The sequence below is a fragment of the Paenibacillus sp. ALE3 genome, assembly GCF_054113405.1.
This window is the reverse complement of sequence record NZ_CM134214.1, coordinates 2,826,379-2,844,599: the sequence shown is the minus strand read 5'-3', so window position 1 is coordinate 2,844,599 and position 18,221 is coordinate 2,826,379. Positions and strand designations below refer to the sequence as shown.

The following is an 18,221-nucleotide window of genomic DNA, read 5'->3' as shown; positions in this document are numbered from 1 at the left end:
AACGGATGTACGATAGTATGTATAATGGACATCAGATATGAAAGAAAAGAGGACAGAAAGCGATGAGTCACAACGTGAATGCTCCTTACGATGTACATGTAGCATATGGACCGATGTTTGAACTGCTCAGCAGTTTACACACTTTTATTTGCCGCAAGGCTTACAAAAAAACTGATTTATCATCCGGGTGGGCGGAACAAGTGCGTGGAACGCTGTCTCCAAGTCTATCCGCGTTACTGGAATCCATGGAAATCAATGCAGATTGGAAGGTTATTTATGGATTTGTCTGTATGCTTTCTGATCAGGGGGGCATTGAAGAGGTCGTAGACCGCTTGGAAAGCCAGACTTTACCGGAATTAAAACAACAGGCATCAGCCTATGGGATTCCGCTGTCTGACGACATGGAGAACCTCCGTAAACTTGCTTTGCAACTGCTATCCGGCTGGAACGAGGAGTATTTTCGTCACATGGATACAAGGATTCTCAGCGGCCTGAAACTGGAAGCTGAACGCAGAAAGCGGGAGAAGAACGTATATGGCTCTATGGAGTGGGTGGATCGTATAACTAATGGATTCCGATTCGAGCCTTCCGCAGGACTAACGCAGGTGTTGCTGGTACCGCAATATCATTTTCAGCCGATGAATATTATTTATCAATTTGGCTCACTTTTGTTATGTCATTATTCAGCAGGAGTATATGTCCAGGAAGATGATTTTTTATCACCACAAGAATATCGCATGATTCGAAGTTTGGGGGAGAAGAGCAGGCTCAAGATTTTAAAATATTTGTACCAGAGCCAATCTCCGCGAACCTTTATTGAGATTGTACGTCATCTCCAGCTATCCAAGGGAATCACACACGATCATATATTTAAGCTCCGTGCCGCTGGCTTCATTCATGCACATTTTGATGGCGAAACATTGCTCGGCTACAGTGCACGGCTTGCAGCTGTGGATGAGATGCATGGGAGTATCCTTGGCTATATGGAGCGAAGGTAAGTCATAAGATTGGACCTTGACAAAATTATTTATTTATGCTATAATTTACATTTATTTGAGTTGATATTATAATAAGATTCTCCTGGCCAGGGGAATCTTATTTTTGTTTTTATAGGAGGATAAATGTATGAAGCCAAATGAGTCCAGTTTAACTTCCTTAGTAGCAGCTTTTGGCCGAGCATATCATAGTCAACATGACACACCCAAAATTTTTGATGATTTTATGGTTAAAGAGTTAATTTCCCCAAAAGAATTTTCAGATATTAGAAAGAATATGATTGAAGGGATAACGTTTTTCAATGACGATATTGCGCAAAGGTTCAGAGATGATCCAGATGAAATTTTAAAATGGATTACGCAAGTTCAACTTTCTCCAACACCCTTAGCACGTGCCGCGTATTGTGAAAAAGTATTACTTAATGAACTTAGGTTAGGATTACAGCAGTATGTCATACTTGGAGCCGGGTTAGATACTTTTTGTTTTCGACATCCAGAATTGAAAAACAGCTTAGAAATATTTGAAATAGATCATCCAGCAACACAGGAATCTAAGAAGAAAAGGTTAGCTCATGCAAATTTAAAAATACCAAGTAATCTTCATCTGGTTTCTATGGACTTTGCCCATCCGTTTTCGTATTCCAATCTATTGGATGAAGGGTTTGTTAACAAAAAAACATTCTTTAGCCTTCTGGGTGTTTCTTATTATTTAACTAAAGAGGAAATTTCAACATTAATGAATCATTTGTTTACCAAGGTTCCATCAGGGAGTTCGATCGTTTTTGATTATGCAGATGAAAACCTTTTTAAAGAGAAAGGCGTGTTTAATAGAGTTGAAAATATGGTGAAAATGGCTTCAGTAAGTGGAGAACCCATGAAATCATGCTTTGCTTATGATGAAATCGAGGAAATGTTAGAAGCTTCAGATTTACTAATTTATGAACATCTATCCCCGGATACAATAAATAGTCTTTTCTTTGATGAGAGGACAGATTATTTGTCTGCGTTCGAAACGATTCATTATATCCATGCTGTAAAAAAATAGTATAGAAAATGAGTAAAAGACAGCCACTTAATCTACTACTAGGGATTAAGTGGCTTTATTTATATTTGTACAAAAATTCGGATAGTTGTTGATAAGCAGAGCTTTTACATAAAAAAACGCAGTTCTCCCTTTACAGAACCCTAATAAATTCCTATAATGAGGACTATCTTCTTAATCACAACTTGTTCTATCGGAATTTAATAATTTAATTCGGGGGGATTATGTTGAAAAAGAGTATTATTTTACTTAGCAGTCTACTCCTGGCGAGCTCTACCTTGCTGGTGGCTTGCTCCAATGGGGGATCGGATAGCGCCAACAATTCTGCTGCTCAAAACAATGGAGACACACAGACAGTAGCTACAGCGCAGCCATTAACAAGTCTGGTAAAGGCTTCTGATATGTCCAAATTGCCGGAAGTATCCAAAAAAAGAAACGACACCATTATTGTCGGCCTGACTGACCCGGCCGGGGTATTCACTCCGTATTTTAATCAAAGCGGCTATGACGGCAACGTCATTTCGCAGTTATGGACTCCGCTGGTGACCGTAGACGAAAAAGGGCTTCCACTGCCCAATCTAGCGAAGAGTTGGGATATTTCCAAGGATAATCTGACGTATACGTTTCATCTAGTTCCCGTTACCAAATTCAGCGATGGCTCGCCTTTGACAGCAGAGGATGTCGCTTTTACCTGGACGTTGATCTATGACAAAGCTTATCCTGGCGACAGCCAAATTCGGAAGCTGAACATTAAAGGCGGCAGAGCCTACACGGAAGGCAAGGCAAAGCAAATTGATGGAATTAAGGTAATCGATCCACAGACTGTTTCAGTAACATTGGAAAAGCCGAACGCGCTGGCTCTAACCATTCTCGGTGAATATGTGCTGTCCAAAGCTTACTACGGCAAGGATTATAAGTTCGGACAGCTGGATTATTTTAAAAATCTGCATGGTAGCCCATTGGGGAATGGGGCATATAAGCTTGAAAAATTCATTCCGGGGCAAGAAGTTCGTCTGGAGGCGAATGATCACTTTTTTAAAGGCAAGCCGAAAACGCAGCACTTCATCTACAAGACAGCGGAAGGTGATGCATGGCAATTCATCGAAACAGGTGATACCGATTTTGCTTCCTTTACCGCAACGCAGGAAAATATCGACAAGCTGAAAGGGCTTGGCTTTTTGAATATTCTTCCATATACCCCGAGCACCTACGGATATTTGCAAGTCAATCTGGAAAATGAAAAGCTGAAGGAAAAAAAGGTTCGTCAAGCATTGACCTATGGATTGGATCGCAAAAGCATTTATGTTGATGCAGCACAGGGAGCAGGGGCGGTCGCCAACATTCCGGCTTCTCCTATATTCTGGTCATACACGACCGATGGGATCAATCCATACAACTTCGACCCGGAGCAAGCAAAAAAGCTGCTAGATGAAGCAGGCTGGGTAGAAGGCAGTGACGGCATCCGTGAGAAAAACGGTCAAAAGCTGACCATTCACTTGCTGACCTCTAAACGTCCGGAAACAGATACGTTTATTGCGCTTGCGGCTGAGAACTATAAAGCGATTGGCGTTGACCTGCAACCGGAAATCTTTGCAGACTTTAATGCAATGGTCGCTAAAGTAGAAGGTAAAGATTATGATCTTGCCGCCTTCTCCACCGCCATGCTGACAGACCCATCGGATGGAATTGAGCCATTCGTCAATGGTGAAATCAAGGGATATAACAATCCAAAGCTCAAAGAGCTCTATGAAAAAGGTTTGGCTACGACGAATATGGAAGAACGCAAGAAAATATATAAGGAATTATATGTGCTGCTAAATGATGAACTACCTGTTATTTTCACCAACTACAAGAAGACTATATATGCTTACAATGGTCGAATGGAACATGTAAAGGTCAGTCCATTCATTGGCTTGTCTGGTAATCTGTTCGAATGGTCCCTTAAATAAGCCATCTTTGCGGGCCCCTTGTGAAGAACGCCAGGTTCGGATCATGGGGTCTGCCAAGTGGAGGACGCGTAATGAGTAGCCCGACCATGAATTGAAAGGAGTCTGTCATGAGCTCGTTTTTAACGAAAAGACTGACGTATATGATTATTATCTTGTTGGCCGCTTCGATGATGATTTTTTTTCTGTATGCCATGACACCGGGAGATTTCATTAGCGGTAATCTGAAGCTGTCGCCGGAGAGAAAAGCGGAGCTGAGGGAAATTTACGGGTTGAATAAGCCTATTCTTGAGCGCTACGGAAACTGGCTAGGCAATGCGCTGCATGGTAATTTCGGCTATTCGCTCGCTCAACAGAAACCGGTGCTGACCTTATTTAATGAATATATCTGGAACTCGTTCTTGTTGGCCATTGTATCCACCTTCCTGACCTGGCTGATTGCAGTCATTATTGGTGTGGTTGCTGCATACAAGCAGTATTCATGGTTCGATACGCTGGTCATGGTGGTGATTTTTGCCGCGATGTCTGTACCCTCTTTTTTTATAGGGCTGTATCTGATCAAAATTGCGGCGGTCGATCTGAAGTGGCTGCCACCGGGCGGGATGCTCAATACGGGCAGTAACGCTACAGGCATAGAGTATGTGAAGGAGGTTCTCCAGCACATGACCTTGCCGGTGATCGTGATGACACTACTGGGATTGGGTTCGCTGACCCGCTACTTCCGCAGCAATATGATCGACGTGATCCAGCAAGATTATATCCGTACAGCTCGTGCAAAGGGTCTAAAGGAAAGAAAGGTGCTTTTTACACACGCATTGAGAAATGCATTATTGCCTGCCATTACGCTCGTTGGCTTTGAATTGCCTGCGCTGTTTGGCGGATCTCTGATTATCGAAAAGATTTTTAACTGGCCCGGGATCGGTCAGCTGTATATGCTATCCTTTTCGCTTCGGGATTATCCGCTGCTTATGGGCTTCACGATGCTGATTGCCATATTGAGCGTGATCGGGACGCTGTTGTCCGATATTTTGTATCGCATCGCAGACCCGCGTGTGAAAGTGTAAGAAGGGGGCTAAGGAATGTCATCCGTGAGCAGTAATTTGAGCAAGAGCAACGGCAGACTGCGAATAAATGTCAAATCTTCAATGTGGCAGCAAGCGCTCCGGCAGCTGTTCAGAAACAAGCTTGCTATGGCTGGACTGCTCGTCGTGGTATTTATGTTTTTGCTCTGTTTTATCGGTCCGTTATTTTCTCCTTATTCCGATAACAAAACGAACATATTAATAATGAACAAGGCGCCGAATATCCATCACTGGCTAGGAACAGACAAGCTGGGACGGGATGTGCTGACACGTGTGATGCAGGCAGGTCAAATTTCTCTTACTGTGGGTTTGGCTTCTATGGTGTTATCTGTTTTTTTAGGAGCAACGCTAGGGGTTATATCCGCCTATTTTCGCGGAATTGCGGATCAAATCATTATGCGCATTGCCGATTTGCTGCTGACGATACCCAGTTTGCCGTTGCTATTTATTATGGGGGCGCTGTTATCTGACTGGAAGGTTCCGCCTGATCAACGGATGTATATCGTCATGTTGATGCTGAGTCTAGTCAACTGGCCGGGGATTGCACGGATGGTGAGAGGTCAGATGCTTAGTTTACGGGAACGTGAATTTATGCAGGCCGCGACGGTGCTAGGACTATCGAATCGCCGAAAGCTCTTTAAGCATCTGCTGCCGAATATTTTGCCATTGCTGATCGTTATCGCTACATTGAACATTGGCGGAGCCATCCTGAGTGAATCTGTACTCAGCTTCTTTGGTCTTGGCGTGCTGCCCACGACACCAACTTGGGGAAATATGATTGATGCCGCCAACAATGTGCTGGATTTTCAGCAACGACCTTGGTTGTGGATACCGCCAGGCCTGTCTATTTTTGCTACAGTCATCGCTATTAATATTTTTGGTGACGGGCTGCGGGATGTACTCGACCCGAAACATAAGAGGTAGGTGATCATGCACCATGGACAATTTACTTTCTATTGAACATTTAAGCACTCATTTTTATACAGAAGAAGGAACGGTCAAAGCGGTGGATGATATCAGCTTTCGCGTGAAGCCGGGGGAGACGGTATGCATTGTGGGTGAATCGGGCTGCGGCAAAAGTATTACCGCCATGTCGATCATGGGCCTGATTCAGAGTCCCGGTGGTAAAGTGGCAGGTGGAAGTATCCGTTTTGAGGAAACCGATCTGCTAGAGCTTAGTAGAAATGAGATGCGCACGATTCGCGGACATGAAATCTCCATGATTTTTCAGGAGCCGATGTCTTCATTAAATCCGGTTATGACCATTGGTGAACAACTGTCGGAGCCACTGATTGAGCACTTAAAGATGGGCCGAAAGCAAGCTCGCAAGCGGGCACTGGAGTTGGTTGAACAGGTCGGTATATCCCGACCGGAGCAGATATTAAAAAGCTATCCCCATGAACTGAGCGGAGGGATGCTGCAGCGCATTATGATTGCCATTGCTGTTTCTTGCGGTCCCAAGCTGCTTATTGCGGATGAGCCGACCACGGCACTGGATGTAACAATTCAGGCACAGATTCTCGACATGCTGCGTGAATTTAAAGCCCAGTCCAATATGTCGCTCATGCTGATCACCCATGATTTGGGTGTCGTTGCGGAGATGGCAGATTATGTAATTGTGATGTATGCGGGCAAGATCGTCGAGGAAGGCGAAGTGGTGCAGCTATTCAATCACCCCAAGCATCCCTATACGCAGGGTTTGCTCAAGTCCAAACCGGTGCTTAATCAGCGTCAAAAGGAGCTGTATTCCATCCCCGGGCAGGTACCTAATCCACTGGAGCTGACGACTTCCTGTTATTTTCATGACCGCTGCGGGCATTGCATGGACATTTGTCGTGTAAAGGAGCCTACATTAAAAGAAGTTTCAGCTCAGCAGAAAGCATCCTGCTGGTTATATGAGGAGGCGGTTGTTCATGGCTGAGCCGTTGTTGGAAATAGACCGTTTAAAAACGTACTTCCCGGTGAAGTCGGGGTTTATGAACCGCACTTCAGGACATGTACGGGCAGTAGACGATATAAGCTTTACGATCCGTCAGGGTGAAACCTTTGGCCTGGTGGGGGAATCGGGGAGCGGTAAAAGCACGGTGGGCCGCACGATTGTTAGATTGACGGATAAAACAGATGGTACCGTCAAATACAAAGGGGTGGATCTCCACAGCTTGTCAGCCAAAGGGATGCAGGAATTTCGTCCCAAAATTCAGCTGATCTTTCAAGACCCGTACAGCTCGCTGAATCCGCGTGTACGAATCGGAGATGCCATTGGTGAGGCGCTGCTCGACCACGGTATAGCTACCAAAGAGGAGGTCCGGCAGATCGTGCTGGACGTGCTCAAGCTGTGCGGATTGTCGGAATATCATATCGACCGTTTCCCACATGAATTTTCAGGAGGTCAACGTCAGCGGATCGGCATTGCCCGCGCGTTGGCGCTTCAACCGGATCTGATCATCGCCGATGAGCCGGTGTCAGCGCTGGATGTGTCCATCCAGGCACAGATTATTAACCTCTTTGCCAAATTGCAGGCCGAGCGGGGGCTGACATATTTGTTCATCTCTCACGATTTAAGTGTAGTTGAACATTTATGTTCCCGTATTGGCGTGATGTACCTAGGCTCTATGTTCGAAACAGCTTCGCGTGACGAGCTATTCGGCAATCCGCTGCATCCGTATACGAAGGCGTTGCTGTCGGCTGTGCCTATTCCGGTGCCGAAGCTGAAAAGAGAACGTATTTTGCTCAAGGGGGATATTCCAAGTCCGGTGAATCCGCCTTCGGGCTGCAAGTTTCATACTCGCTGCCCCTTTGCAATCGACCGCTGCTCTCAAGAGATTCCACGCTATCGTGAAGCTCGTCCAGATCACTGGGTGGCTTGCCATTTGGCTGAATGAACGAAGTTAAGTCAGCAAGTTTTGCAGCCGTTGACACAGCAGACCGTTCACCGCAATAAAAAGGTTCTGCTAGATCAACGGCTTTTTGCTTTGAGGAATCCGTAGCTACAATCTTCCGTTTCGTGAGAGTCATGGGGAATCTTTACGATGGAATATATTATCATGAGTATTGATTCTCCTCAGTTGGTTAGGTAGAATATGGACGGGTTAAAAATAATACATAACAAGCGATTACATAATGTGGATATGTCAGATTATGTATACCTCAGGAGGAGCTACAAGATGGAAGTGAAACAGAGAGAGGACTCCTTTTGGAGTATGGTCAAAAAAGGAAATAAATCTTCAGGCTCGGCGGCATTGGGTAATACTGGCATTGCCCTGATTAAGGGGATTGCTTTTGCCTTGACAGGCAGCGGCTCAATGTTTGCTACGATGATGCATTCCATTGCGGATGCGGTGAACCAAATGTTTGTATTTGCGGGCAGTGTATTGGCAGAGAAAAAACCTACGAAACGTTTTCCTACCGGCTTCGGACGGGTAATTAATCTTTTTTGTATGGTTGCCGTTATTGTCGTAACGATTATGGCCTACGAAACTGTATTGGAAGGAATTCATTTGCTGCAGCATCCGGCCGAATCCGCACAAGGATTTTGGATTAATGTAGTGGTGCTGGTTTTGTCATTGGCGGTTGACGGATTTGTATGGAGCAAAGCGATGAAAGAAGTGCTGCATGAATCCAGAGTGGAAGCGAAGGGGCTAAGTATTTTTACCTCTGCCTTTCGTCATGTGGGACGTGCTGCGCCACCAACCCGCTTGGTGTTCTATGAGGATTTGGTAGCAACGACAGGCGGGGTACTTGCCCTGCTTGCTGTAGTTGTCACATCGCTGACAGATTTTAAGCTGCTGGACGGGATTTCGAGTATTCTCATCGGCTGTCTGATGGTCGGTGTAGCTTTCCGGGTCGGTTATGACAACATGGTGGGCTTGATTGGTGTATCTGCACCTCCTGATATCGAAGAACGTGTGGCTTCCATTATTTTGGCAGATACACATGTGACCGATATTTCTCAAATGCGTATTTTGCAGGAGGGACGTTACTATCACGTCGAAGGGGTGATCGAGCTTACTTCGGGCATGACGCTGGCAGATGCTGATGATATTAAATTTAGAGTCGAGGACGCTCTGCTGCGTGATCCTAATATTTCAGATGCCGCATTGGGGATTCTAGAGGATGACGGGATTAGAAACTGGAAACAAGAGAATCCTAAAGCGTAGAAAAATGGAACAAAGCGAATCTGGACGGAACTCAAGAACGTAAATAAGAACCTTCATGACCACGACAACGTGGCGTGGAGGTTCTTTTATATTTTTCCAATTATATTTTTACCCCCCCTTTGAATTTAGGCAGATTGTTAGATACAATGAAAGCGTTAACAAAAAAGAAGGTGAAACGAATGCTTCTCATGGGGAGGAAATGCGAATGAGTCTTCTGAAGGAGGCTTGGCCTGCTTCGCGGCTCGTCAACGCGCTGGCTGGCGGAGTGCAGAATTCGGCAAGACAACGTTTAAGGAGCAATTGGACCCAAAGGCTGCGGGCAACTGTCGATGAACCGGCATACGCCGAGCTTTGGAAGGACATCGAACGTATCTGCAATGATGTTCGGGAAGCACCACGGCTTGAACTACCGTTGTCTCTGTTCCAGCAATTTGCTAATACAGGGGAGCGCAAGCCGTATGAGGATGTATACTTTGAACGGCGCGGACGACTGGTTGCTATCGTGTTGGCAGCAGTTGCCGATCCGGAGCATCAGAAGATGAAAGAGGTGGAAAGCGGACTGCTGGACATATGCACCGAGTACACTTGGGCGCTTCCTGCACATGTCAACGAAGAGGACACTGTAACACCGCCTTGGCAGCAGGTGGATTTATTCGCATCAGAAACAGCGCAAATGCTGGTTGAAATTTTATTGCTACTCGGAGAACGACTGGCTGATCACGTAGTCGTTCAGGTACACAAAGAGGTTGAACGCCGTGTACTGGAACCTGTGTTTTGGCAGCCTCACCATTTTAATTGGGAAACGGCAGAGCATAACTGGTCGGCAGTATGTGCTTCGGGTTGCGGAATTGCTGCATTGCTGCTGGCAAAAGACGACTTTTCCAGAGCGATAGCCATCGAGCGTATGCTGGGTGCACTGGATTGCTTTTTGGCAGGCTACAGAGAGGACGGGGGATGTCCCGAAGGCGTAGGTTACTGGGTGTATGGCTTCGGGTATTTTATATATTTTGCCGATATGCTGCGTGAGTTTACCGAGGGAGCTGTGGATATTTTGAACTCAGAAAAGGTAAGACAAATCGCAGCCTTTGCAGAACGAGTCCATCTGTCAGACGGTATTTTCGCTAATTATTCAGATAGTAGTGAAACTGAACGGTTGCCTTCTGGACTCATCTCTTATGTGAATTTTTTGCAAGGACGCCCATCTACACTCCCCTTTCGCGTACCTGGTTTGTTGGAAGATCCATGTCGCCGCTGGGCTCATGTATTGCGTAACCTAGTCTGGACCAATCCCTTGGTATATGGATGCGGTGAAGCCGTGATCGATTATTTGCCACAACTCGGCTGGTTGATGTGCCGCAGCCGCAGTTACAGTCATCGCGAATCTGGGAGGGTGCAGGCTGAGTCAGGTGACGTACTTGCATTTTCAGCCAAGGCTGGGCATAACAACGAGCCGCACAATCATAATGATCTTGGACATTTCATCCTTCATGGCGGTGGCGAAAATGTACTCTGTGATCTAGGAGCAGGCTTGTACACGAAGGCCTATTTTTCACCAGGACGGGAGTCGATTATCAACATTTCCTCCAGCGGTCATTCCGTACCTATCATTAAGGGGATCACGCAGCAATCCGGAGCAAAGGCAAGGGCGGTTGTGCTGGATATTGCTATGGATGAGCAGGAGGGAGCACAGACAGTTACAAGCTTTAAGCTCGATTTGACATCTGCTTATGCTGTAGATGAATTGGTTGTTTTCACTCGCTCCTTTGCCTGGAGTGTGCCGGAGGGTAACGAGGGAGCAAGGCTTACTGTCACAGATCATTTTGAGTTTGAGACGTCTGGTATGAACGTGAAGCCGTGGGAGGTGGAGGAGCTTTTGATCAGCCGTATTCAGCCTCATACAGGAGTAGGCTTCGTGGAATGGAAGGGAACGAACGCAGTGGTTAGGCTAGATTATGATGCTGGCGTGCTAAGACAGCGGCTGGAGGCTGTGAAGCATATAGATCATGACGGAGTGGCTTTTGTGTTTTATAAGACATCACTGCAACTAGACTCTAATCGCTGGAACGGTTCAGCAAGCATCGATTGCAATCTGTTTTTTACCATACATCAATCTTCATGTTGAATGGGAGGCATACAGAATGAATAAGCTTCAAACAGGCAGCGTGTACCCTTGGCAGACGGAACTGGAGAGATTTATAGAACAGGTGGAAAGCGCACCAAATCGAGAAAATGACGGATGGACTCACGAACGTAAGCTGGCTGTGCTGGAAAAGCTAGTTCGTGCATATGCCTTGTATCAAGATGAAAACGGAGCTATCATTGATCCTCATTCTGAAAGTGAACGGTATTACTCCACTCCATCCTATGCGTTGGCTGCGGCTGTGCTGGTCAAAGAAGGCCGGCATGATTTACTTGAGTCTGCTGCTGCGGCCTTGACGCATAGCATAGCCTGTGTAGTCGAGGAAAAAGCGCCAGATCATCACCCGGACTTTTTTCCAATTATGATGATGGGGGCGTATCGTATCCTTAAAAATCTGCTGCCAGAGCAGGCCACGGCTTGGAAACAGCAATTGAGCAGGATTCAGCCTGAGCAGACCTACATTTTTACGATGAGCAAAATGAAAAATCCAAACCGGATGATCAACTGGAATGCGATCATGATTTCCGGCGAGTTTTTGCGTGCCACTGAAGGGATTGCAGCCGATTCTGAGTGGATGGAGACGTATATCCGCAACTACCACTTACCTCGCTTTACCAGTTTGGGGCTGTACCAAGATGGTCCGCTGGATCGGCCCAATAGCCCATTCGCCTACGATATTGTCACACGGTTTCATCTGGGCGTGATGCTGGAGAACGGATATAATGGCGGCTGTGCTCTCGAAGTGCGTGACTACCTTCGCAGGGGAGCACTCAGCTCATTGCTGACTTTATCCCCGCATGGGGAAATTCCTCCGCGTGGAAGAAGCGCGCAGCACCAATGGAACGAAGCGGCTGCGGCCTTTGTTTTTACAACACATGCGCAGCAGGCGTATACAGCAGGCGAGCATGGGCTTGCAGGCGCATTTCGGCGGGCAGCAGATCTATGCTGGCAATCGATTGGCCGTTGGCAGACCGATGATGGCAAACTGCATATCGTCCGCAACCATTATTCATCTGAGGCACGCCATGGCTTTGAGGTGTACTCGAATCATACCTGCTACAGTCTGTGGACGGCAGCTGTGCTGGCCCATACGCTCCTACATGGGAAGGAGATTGATCGTATTCCTCCAACCTCTATCCCGGCGGAGATCGGCAGTCGGGTATTGGCAACGGATGGCTGGTTTCAGACCGTCATTGCAGCTGTAGACGGGCAGCAAATGCTTGTGCAAACCTCAATCAACGATCCGTACAATATTCCGGGTATCGTACGTATTCAACGTTCTGCGTTGCCATCTCTGATCGGCCCATCCTCAGCAGGACACGCAGATCGCGGCTTTACGGGCTTCGCGGAGGGAGATATTTTCCCGCTGAGCTATACACCGGCCTGGCAAACCGAAGACGGAAAGTGGCACAGCTTGTCAGAAGGAATCCCTGGCACATTGGAGTTCGACCGTGATGGAGGGATTGATCCGCAGGATGGCGGAGGAAACGTACAGATGGAGCGCAGTTCAGCATCTGATGGAGAGACAGACTTTACTCTGCTGTGGGAAGGTCCATTCCCGGGAGTGAGGGAAATCCGGACGCATTATCGTCAGGTGCCTGGCAAAATTGAAGTGTCGTATGAGCTTCAAGGCAATATTCAGAATGTAGGGGCACTTATTCCATTGATGGCGTATGACGGTCGGGAACGAAGTGTGATTCATCATGTGATGACAGCTGGGAAAGAAACTGAAAGCATTCGAGTCGAATACGCAGGCGCAAGCCTTGAAGTCATCCCCACGACGGAAGGAACAAATGTGGTATGGCCGGAAGAATTGACTGCCGTAGCCTGCCGAAATGGTTTGCTTAAGGGAGCGCGTCTGGAGTGTGGAGGCAGTCGCATTTCCTTTATCATTCGGTTACCTGAATAGATTAGGTCGGGAGCCATAGTTATCTTCAATCCTGTGGAAAGGGAGAGGAAAAAGAAATGACAAAATCAGAAGCGTGGCTGGAACAATCGTGGGAGCTGGCATTGAATAAAACGTTTGCCTTGGCGGCAAGACTGGGGGACGCCTTTCCACATGTTGCAGAGGGTGGTCGTTATGATAATTGTGAGGAAGCGTGGTGGACAGCAGGCTTTTATCCGGGGCTGCTATGGCTGGCCCATCGGGCACGTCCTGACTGGGAGACCGCCAAAATTGCACAAAGCTGCGAGGCTCGATTGGAAAAAATACTTTATAATAGCGAAGCTGTAGACCATGATCTCGGCTTTATTTGGCTGCTCAGCGGTGTGGCTGCCTATCGGTTGACTGGTGATGCAGAGTCCAGAAGACGGGGGTTATTGGCTGCTAATTTGCTGGCTGCTCGTTTTAACGTGAATGGCCGCTTTATTCGCGCGTGGAACTTCCACTCGAAGGATATGGATACACGGGGTGTTGCGATCATAGACAGTATGATGAATTTACCCTTGCTCTATTGGGCCTCGGAGGAAAGTGGAGATCCACGCTTTGCTGCTCTCGCTGTTCAGCATGCAGATACCGTGGCACGTGAGTTCGTTCGTTCGGACGGCTCCATCGCGCATGTAATTGAGTTCGATCCGGAGATTGGAAAAAAGGTAGCCGAGCATGGCGGACAGGGTTTTGCTCCCGGTTCCGCCTGGGCACGCGGCACGTCTTGGGCGCTGTACGGTTTTACGCTTTCGTACGGGTACATGCGCGATCCGCGTTATTTAAAGGTGGCCGAGAACACGGCTGACTTTTTCCTATCCCAGCTGGGCGATGCTTGCCTGCCTGTGTGGGACTTTAGAGCAGAAGAAGGGCACCGCGAAGCATGGGATTCGTCAGCTGCGGCCATTGCAGCTAGCGGTTTGCTGGAACTAGCAAAATATTCGGCACGTGCAGAGCAATTTACCAAAGCTGCAGAATCCATCCTCAAGGGCTTGCATCACACATGTACGGCATGGGGCGAAGAACATGAGGGATTGCTGATGAACGGAACCGTACATTATCCTGAGCAAAGACACATCAATGTGCCCATTATTTACGGTGATTACTTCTTTGTCGAAGCATTGGCAAAGCTGCGTGGTGAGGAAGGTTTGTTTAGTGTGAAGGGCAAAAAACATAGTGCGTTAGATGGTCGGGAACAAGCTCATTCGAGTTGAGCTGTTGCTTGTCAAATCCACAGAATAAATAGTGTGGCAGCGTGTGTGTAATCTCATTTACACATACGCTGTTTTTTTATCCGTGAAAAAGACTTATTCTAATTCGATGCCAAAGTACTACGTATAGGTAGATAAGAGACTGTAGCGAGCTTATTTCGTGCCCACTCAGAGTAAAATTACGGTGTATAAGCGCTTAAATCCTAAAAGAATGTTCATTTTAATGCATGGAAATAGGTCTTTTCACTTGTTTATGAGTTTTTATTCGTAAATTGACAATTTAGGGAGGTGACCGTATGATATTTTCTTGGATAAAGGAATAAAATGGATTTTAACGAATGAAAAGGAGTTATACATCATTATGACAGTAGTAAGTGATAGTGTAAGAAAGATTTACGGAGGATTTTGGGTAAGAACGGCAGCGTTTATGATTGATCTGATCATTCTCTTTGCCATAGTGCTTTTAGTTGGGGGAACATTTTCCATAATTCCAGTTCTTCTGGATATAGAGGAGACGGGTTTCATACTAGAATTTTTTATATGGATGCCGCTGATTCTTTGGCTTGTGCTACCATGGCTATATTGTGGTTTTTTGGAATCATCGAAAGTACAGGCTACGCCGGGGAAGCTTGTGTTTTCTCTAGTTGTAGTTAACAGCAAAGGAAACCGTCTAGGATTCTTACACGCATCCGGACGGTACTGGATTAAAGTCATTTCTTTTATGCTTGTTCATATTATTTACATTGTGGTTGCTTTTACTGCGAAAAAACAAGGAGTCCACGATTTATGTGCCAAAACCTTAGTTGTAAATAAAAAAGAGTTGCAGCGACATGAGCAGCAATCATCCTTGCCTCCAGCAGCTTCTAACATCATAAATTAAGGAAATTAACGTTGCGGAAGATGGAAGGGTACTTCCTTCATTTATCGGGGATGAACTTTTTATTCTATCGGATCAGAGTCAAGAAACAATTGCAACAACCAGAAACCTGATGAATAGTGAAGTGTGGAAAACGATTCCTGCCGTTCAGAATAAACGGGTATATACGCTCGACAGTTCGTGGAATTTTGATGATGCCATTACGAGAGAGCGATTGCTGGAACAAATTCCAGATTTGATGAAGCAAAAGTAAACAAGGAACCAGCCAGTGCCTGAAAGCATTCGCTGGTTTCTTTGTTTTTTCATAATGCCAGTGTAGCGTCCTCACAAGCGAACCCCTCGATGTCCTTTTTGTTATAGAATTTCATGGGAAAATAAAAAATGTAAGTTATTCTTACAGTTTACATGTTCTTTTTAGCTTGTTTTGCGTTATAATGAAAGGATGCACATTATGAACGAATTGGAGGCACAGCCCGATTGACTACTTACCCTTTTGCCTTTGATCCGTCCAAGCCGTTTATTGAGCAGGCAAGTGACTGGATTGCAGATGTATTTTATGAAGTTTTGCCTGAAGTCGGCTTTGAGGTTCGGGATGAACAAATTTATATGGCATTCCAGCTAGAACGTGCCTATAAGGAAAAAAAGACCATTTTTGCAGAAGCAGGTGTAGGCACTGGTAAAACGCTGGTATACCTGCTGTACGCTATTGCATATGCCCGATACATGAGAAAACCGGCGATTATTGCCTGTGCGGATGAATCATTGATTGAACAACTGGTGAAGCCAGAAGGAGATATAGCCAAGCTGGCGCGGCATCTAAGCTTGACAATTGATGCCCGATTAGGGAAATCGCCAGATCAATATATTTGCTTGAACAAGCTGGATGAGGTGAGAAGCGGACTGGATGAGGACGCGGATGTTTTTCGCGATATTTATCAGGGTCTGCCTGATTTTGTCCATTTTCCAGATACGTTACAGTCCTTTACTCCATACGGGAACCGGAAAGAGTATCCTGAGCTAACAGATGGACAGTGGAGCAGACTTGGATGGGATGTATTTCAAGACTGTCTCGTCTGTCATCAGCGTCATCGTTGCGGACAGACGTTGTCTCGTGATCATTACCGCAAAGCGGCAGATCTGGTCATCTGCTCTCACGACTTTTACATGGAGCATGTATGGACCTATGAAGCGCGAAAGCGCGAGGGTCAGCTGCCATTGCTGCCGGAGCACAGTTCTGTTGTTTTTGATGAAGGACATTTGCTGGAGACAGCGGCACAAAATGCGCTTACTTACAAGCTTAAGCACACTCAATTTGAGTCTATTATTACCCGACTGCTAGAGGGAGAAGTGCGGGAATCTCTGGCCATGACGATCGAAGATGCAATCTCCCAAAGCGAGGTTTTGTTTGCTGCGCTCAATAAGAGCAGTCAGCCAGTACAAGGGTCTAACCGCAAGGAATTTATCCTGAATGAATCGTTGATTCGGGAGGTGACCCGTTTTGGTGAACTGATCGGTACGATCGAGGAAGAGCTTGTATTTGAAAGCGGGTTATTCTCTTTGGATGAGTATCAAGTCAAAATTGTAGAAGAACATTTGGAAATGATTCAAACTGCTTTGGCTTTGTTTAAGCGTCCTGAACTTCTCATTTCGTGGGTGACAGAGGATCAGGATGGATTAACGCTTGTGGTTATGCCGAAGATGGTAAAAGAGATTCTCAAAGAACGAGTATTTGCGCAGCATATTCCAATCGTATTCTCTTCGGCTACACTTTCCGTGGAGGGTTCATTTGACTATATGGCGCAAAGCCTCGGTATTGAAAACCCGCTAACGTTTTCCGTCGCTTCACCTTATGACTACAGCGATCAGATGCAAGCCGCACTGTACCCGCTACAAGCGGGACATAACCCAATCCAGAGAGCGCTGACGCTGCTGGAGAAATCGCAGGGAAGAGCGCTTATTCTGTTTCCTTCTCAGGAGGAACTGACTGCCTTCCAAAGGGGTCTCGCTGCTTACCCAGAGGCATCTGCCTATCGTTTTCTGTATGAAGGCTCGGCTGAAATTAGCCATCTGATCTCCGCTTTTCAGAATGATGAGGAAAGTGTGTTGTGCGCTGTTACATTATGGGAAGGATTGGACATCCCTGGACCATCCCTGTCACATGTCATCATCTGGTCGCTGCCATTTCCTCCGAATGATCCGGTTTTTACGGCTCTGCGCAAGGATGCAGCAGATCCGTTCAGTGAGATAGATATGCCTCACATGGCACTTAGGCTCAGACAGGGCATCGGGCGTCTAATCCGCTCGCGTAATGATCACGGCTGGATCTCGATCATGGGTCAGGATTTGAATCGTCCAGAAGTACGCACACAAGTTGAACAACTACTGCCTGCCGGCGTAGAATGCACCATAATTGAAGGAAATCCGGAGGGAATAAAAACATGTTGAATTTTACAGCATATACAGTAGATCAAATTAAAGATGCTTTTGGTATTTTGAGTGGACATCGTTATGAATTTATCATTGAGGTAGAGGTAGAGGAAGACGACGAGCTATACACTGAAAACGGAATATATATCCGTGCTCTTTATTTAGTAGACGAAGAAAAGACAAGACTGCTGAAGTATGAATTGTTTGAAAAAGGAACGGATCGTTACATTGAGCTTGAACTTGAAGATGATGAGCTGCAAGCAGTTGAAAACTTCTGTAAAGAACATGTACAGGATGGAGCAGTAAATTAACAGTAAGGACACTTTGCTAGCACAGCTAGCTATATATTGCAATCTATAATGAGGATATCAAGGAGCCTTGGCAATGACCAGGCTCCTTTTTCCTATGACCAGTGAAGAA

The 18,221-nt window shown here is 46.2% G+C and carries 15 protein-coding genes; all 15 read left to right on the top strand.

Annotation, left to right across the window (positions count from 1 at the left end; all coding sequences use genetic code 11):
- Window positions 1-62: 62 nt before the first annotated feature.
- The 15 genes from ACXHJ2_RS12210 to ACXHJ2_RS12140 all read left to right on the top strand — a co-directional run bounded on the left by ACXHJ2_RS12210 (window position 63) and on the right by ACXHJ2_RS12140 (window position 18,112).
- Window positions 63-998 (top strand): ArsR family transcriptional regulator, encoded by a 936-nt coding sequence (locus ACXHJ2_RS12210; RefSeq protein ID WP_165079928.1) that lies wholly within the window; start codon window positions 63-65, stop codon window positions 996-998.
- A gap of 127 nt (window positions 999-1,125) precedes the next feature.
- The gene (locus tag ACXHJ2_RS12205; protein WP_165079927.1) at window positions 1,126-2,040 is read left to right on the top strand and encodes a class I SAM-dependent methyltransferase; all 915 of its coding nucleotides are present in this window, start codon (window positions 1,126-1,128) and stop codon (window positions 2,038-2,040) included.
- Between the two features lie 221 nt (window positions 2,041-2,261).
- Entirely contained in the window at window positions 2,262-3,986 is a 1,725-nt protein-coding gene (locus ACXHJ2_RS12200) for an ABC transporter substrate-binding protein (RefSeq protein ID WP_165079926.1), read from the top strand.
- A 107-nt stretch (window positions 3,987-4,093) separates the two neighbouring features.
- Window positions 4,094-5,047 carry an ABC transporter permease gene (locus tag ACXHJ2_RS12195; protein WP_017428378.1) on the top strand — a complete coding sequence of 318 codons (954 nt, stop codon included), beginning with the start codon at window positions 4,094-4,096 and terminating at the stop codon, window positions 5,045-5,047.
- Window positions 5,048-5,062: 15 nt separating this feature from the next.
- Complete coding sequence (gene opp4C, locus ACXHJ2_RS12190) at window positions 5,063-5,989, top strand: oligopeptide ABC transporter permease (protein WP_017428379.1); 927 nt, start codon at window positions 5,063-5,065, stop codon at window positions 5,987-5,989.
- A gap of 13 nt (window positions 5,990-6,002) precedes the next feature.
- The gene (locus ACXHJ2_RS12185; protein WP_129549163.1) at window positions 6,003-6,986 is read left to right on the top strand and encodes an ABC transporter ATP-binding protein; all 984 of its coding nucleotides are present in this window, start codon (window positions 6,003-6,005) and stop codon (window positions 6,984-6,986) included.
- Window positions 6,979-7,947, top strand: a complete 969-nt coding sequence (locus tag ACXHJ2_RS12180) for an ABC transporter ATP-binding protein (RefSeq protein WP_165079925.1) — start codon at window positions 6,979-6,981, stop codon at window positions 7,945-7,947. Before ACXHJ2_RS12185 ends, ACXHJ2_RS12180 begins: the two co-directional genes overlap by 8 nt.
- A 282-nt stretch (window positions 7,948-8,229) precedes the next feature.
- Window positions 8,230-9,222: a cation diffusion facilitator family transporter gene (locus ACXHJ2_RS12175; RefSeq protein WP_165079924.1), complete on the top strand. Its 993-nt coding sequence runs from the start codon at window positions 8,230-8,232 to the stop codon at window positions 9,220-9,222.
- Window positions 9,223-9,427: 205 nt separating this feature from the next.
- A complete protein-coding gene (locus ACXHJ2_RS12170) occupies window positions 9,428-11,344 on the top strand; it encodes a heparinase II/III domain-containing protein (protein WP_165079923.1) in 1,917 nt (638 codons plus the stop codon).
- 16 nt (window positions 11,345-11,360) lie between these two features.
- Window positions 11,361-13,271, top strand: coding sequence for a glycosyl hydrolase (locus ACXHJ2_RS12165; protein ID WP_165079922.1), 1,911 nt, complete (start codon window positions 11,361-11,363; stop codon window positions 13,269-13,271).
- Window positions 13,272-13,327: 56 nt separating this feature from the next.
- Window positions 13,328-14,500, top strand: a complete 1,173-nt coding sequence (locus tag ACXHJ2_RS12160; RefSeq protein WP_165079921.1) for a glycoside hydrolase family 88 protein — start codon at window positions 13,328-13,330, stop codon at window positions 14,498-14,500.
- A gap of 358 nt (window positions 14,501-14,858) precedes the next feature.
- Window positions 14,859-15,377, top strand: a complete 519-nt coding sequence (locus ACXHJ2_RS12155) for an RDD family protein (RefSeq protein WP_040103737.1) — start codon at window positions 14,859-14,861, stop codon at window positions 15,375-15,377.
- A gap of 109 nt (window positions 15,378-15,486) precedes the next feature.
- On the top strand, window positions 15,487-15,627 hold the full coding sequence (locus ACXHJ2_RS12150) for a hypothetical protein (RefSeq protein WP_225683754.1): 141 nt from the start codon (window positions 15,487-15,489) through the stop codon (window positions 15,625-15,627).
- Between the two features lie 224 nt (window positions 15,628-15,851).
- Window positions 15,852-17,819, top strand: coding sequence for an ATP-dependent DNA helicase (locus ACXHJ2_RS12145; RefSeq protein ID WP_040101461.1), 1,968 nt, complete (start codon window positions 15,852-15,854; stop codon window positions 17,817-17,819).
- Complete coding sequence (locus tag ACXHJ2_RS12140; RefSeq protein WP_165079920.1) at window positions 17,813-18,112, top strand: DUF6509 family protein; 300 nt, start codon at window positions 17,813-17,815, stop codon at window positions 18,110-18,112. Before ACXHJ2_RS12145 ends, ACXHJ2_RS12140 begins: the two co-directional genes overlap by 7 nt.
- Window positions 18,113-18,221 lie beyond the last annotated feature (109 nt).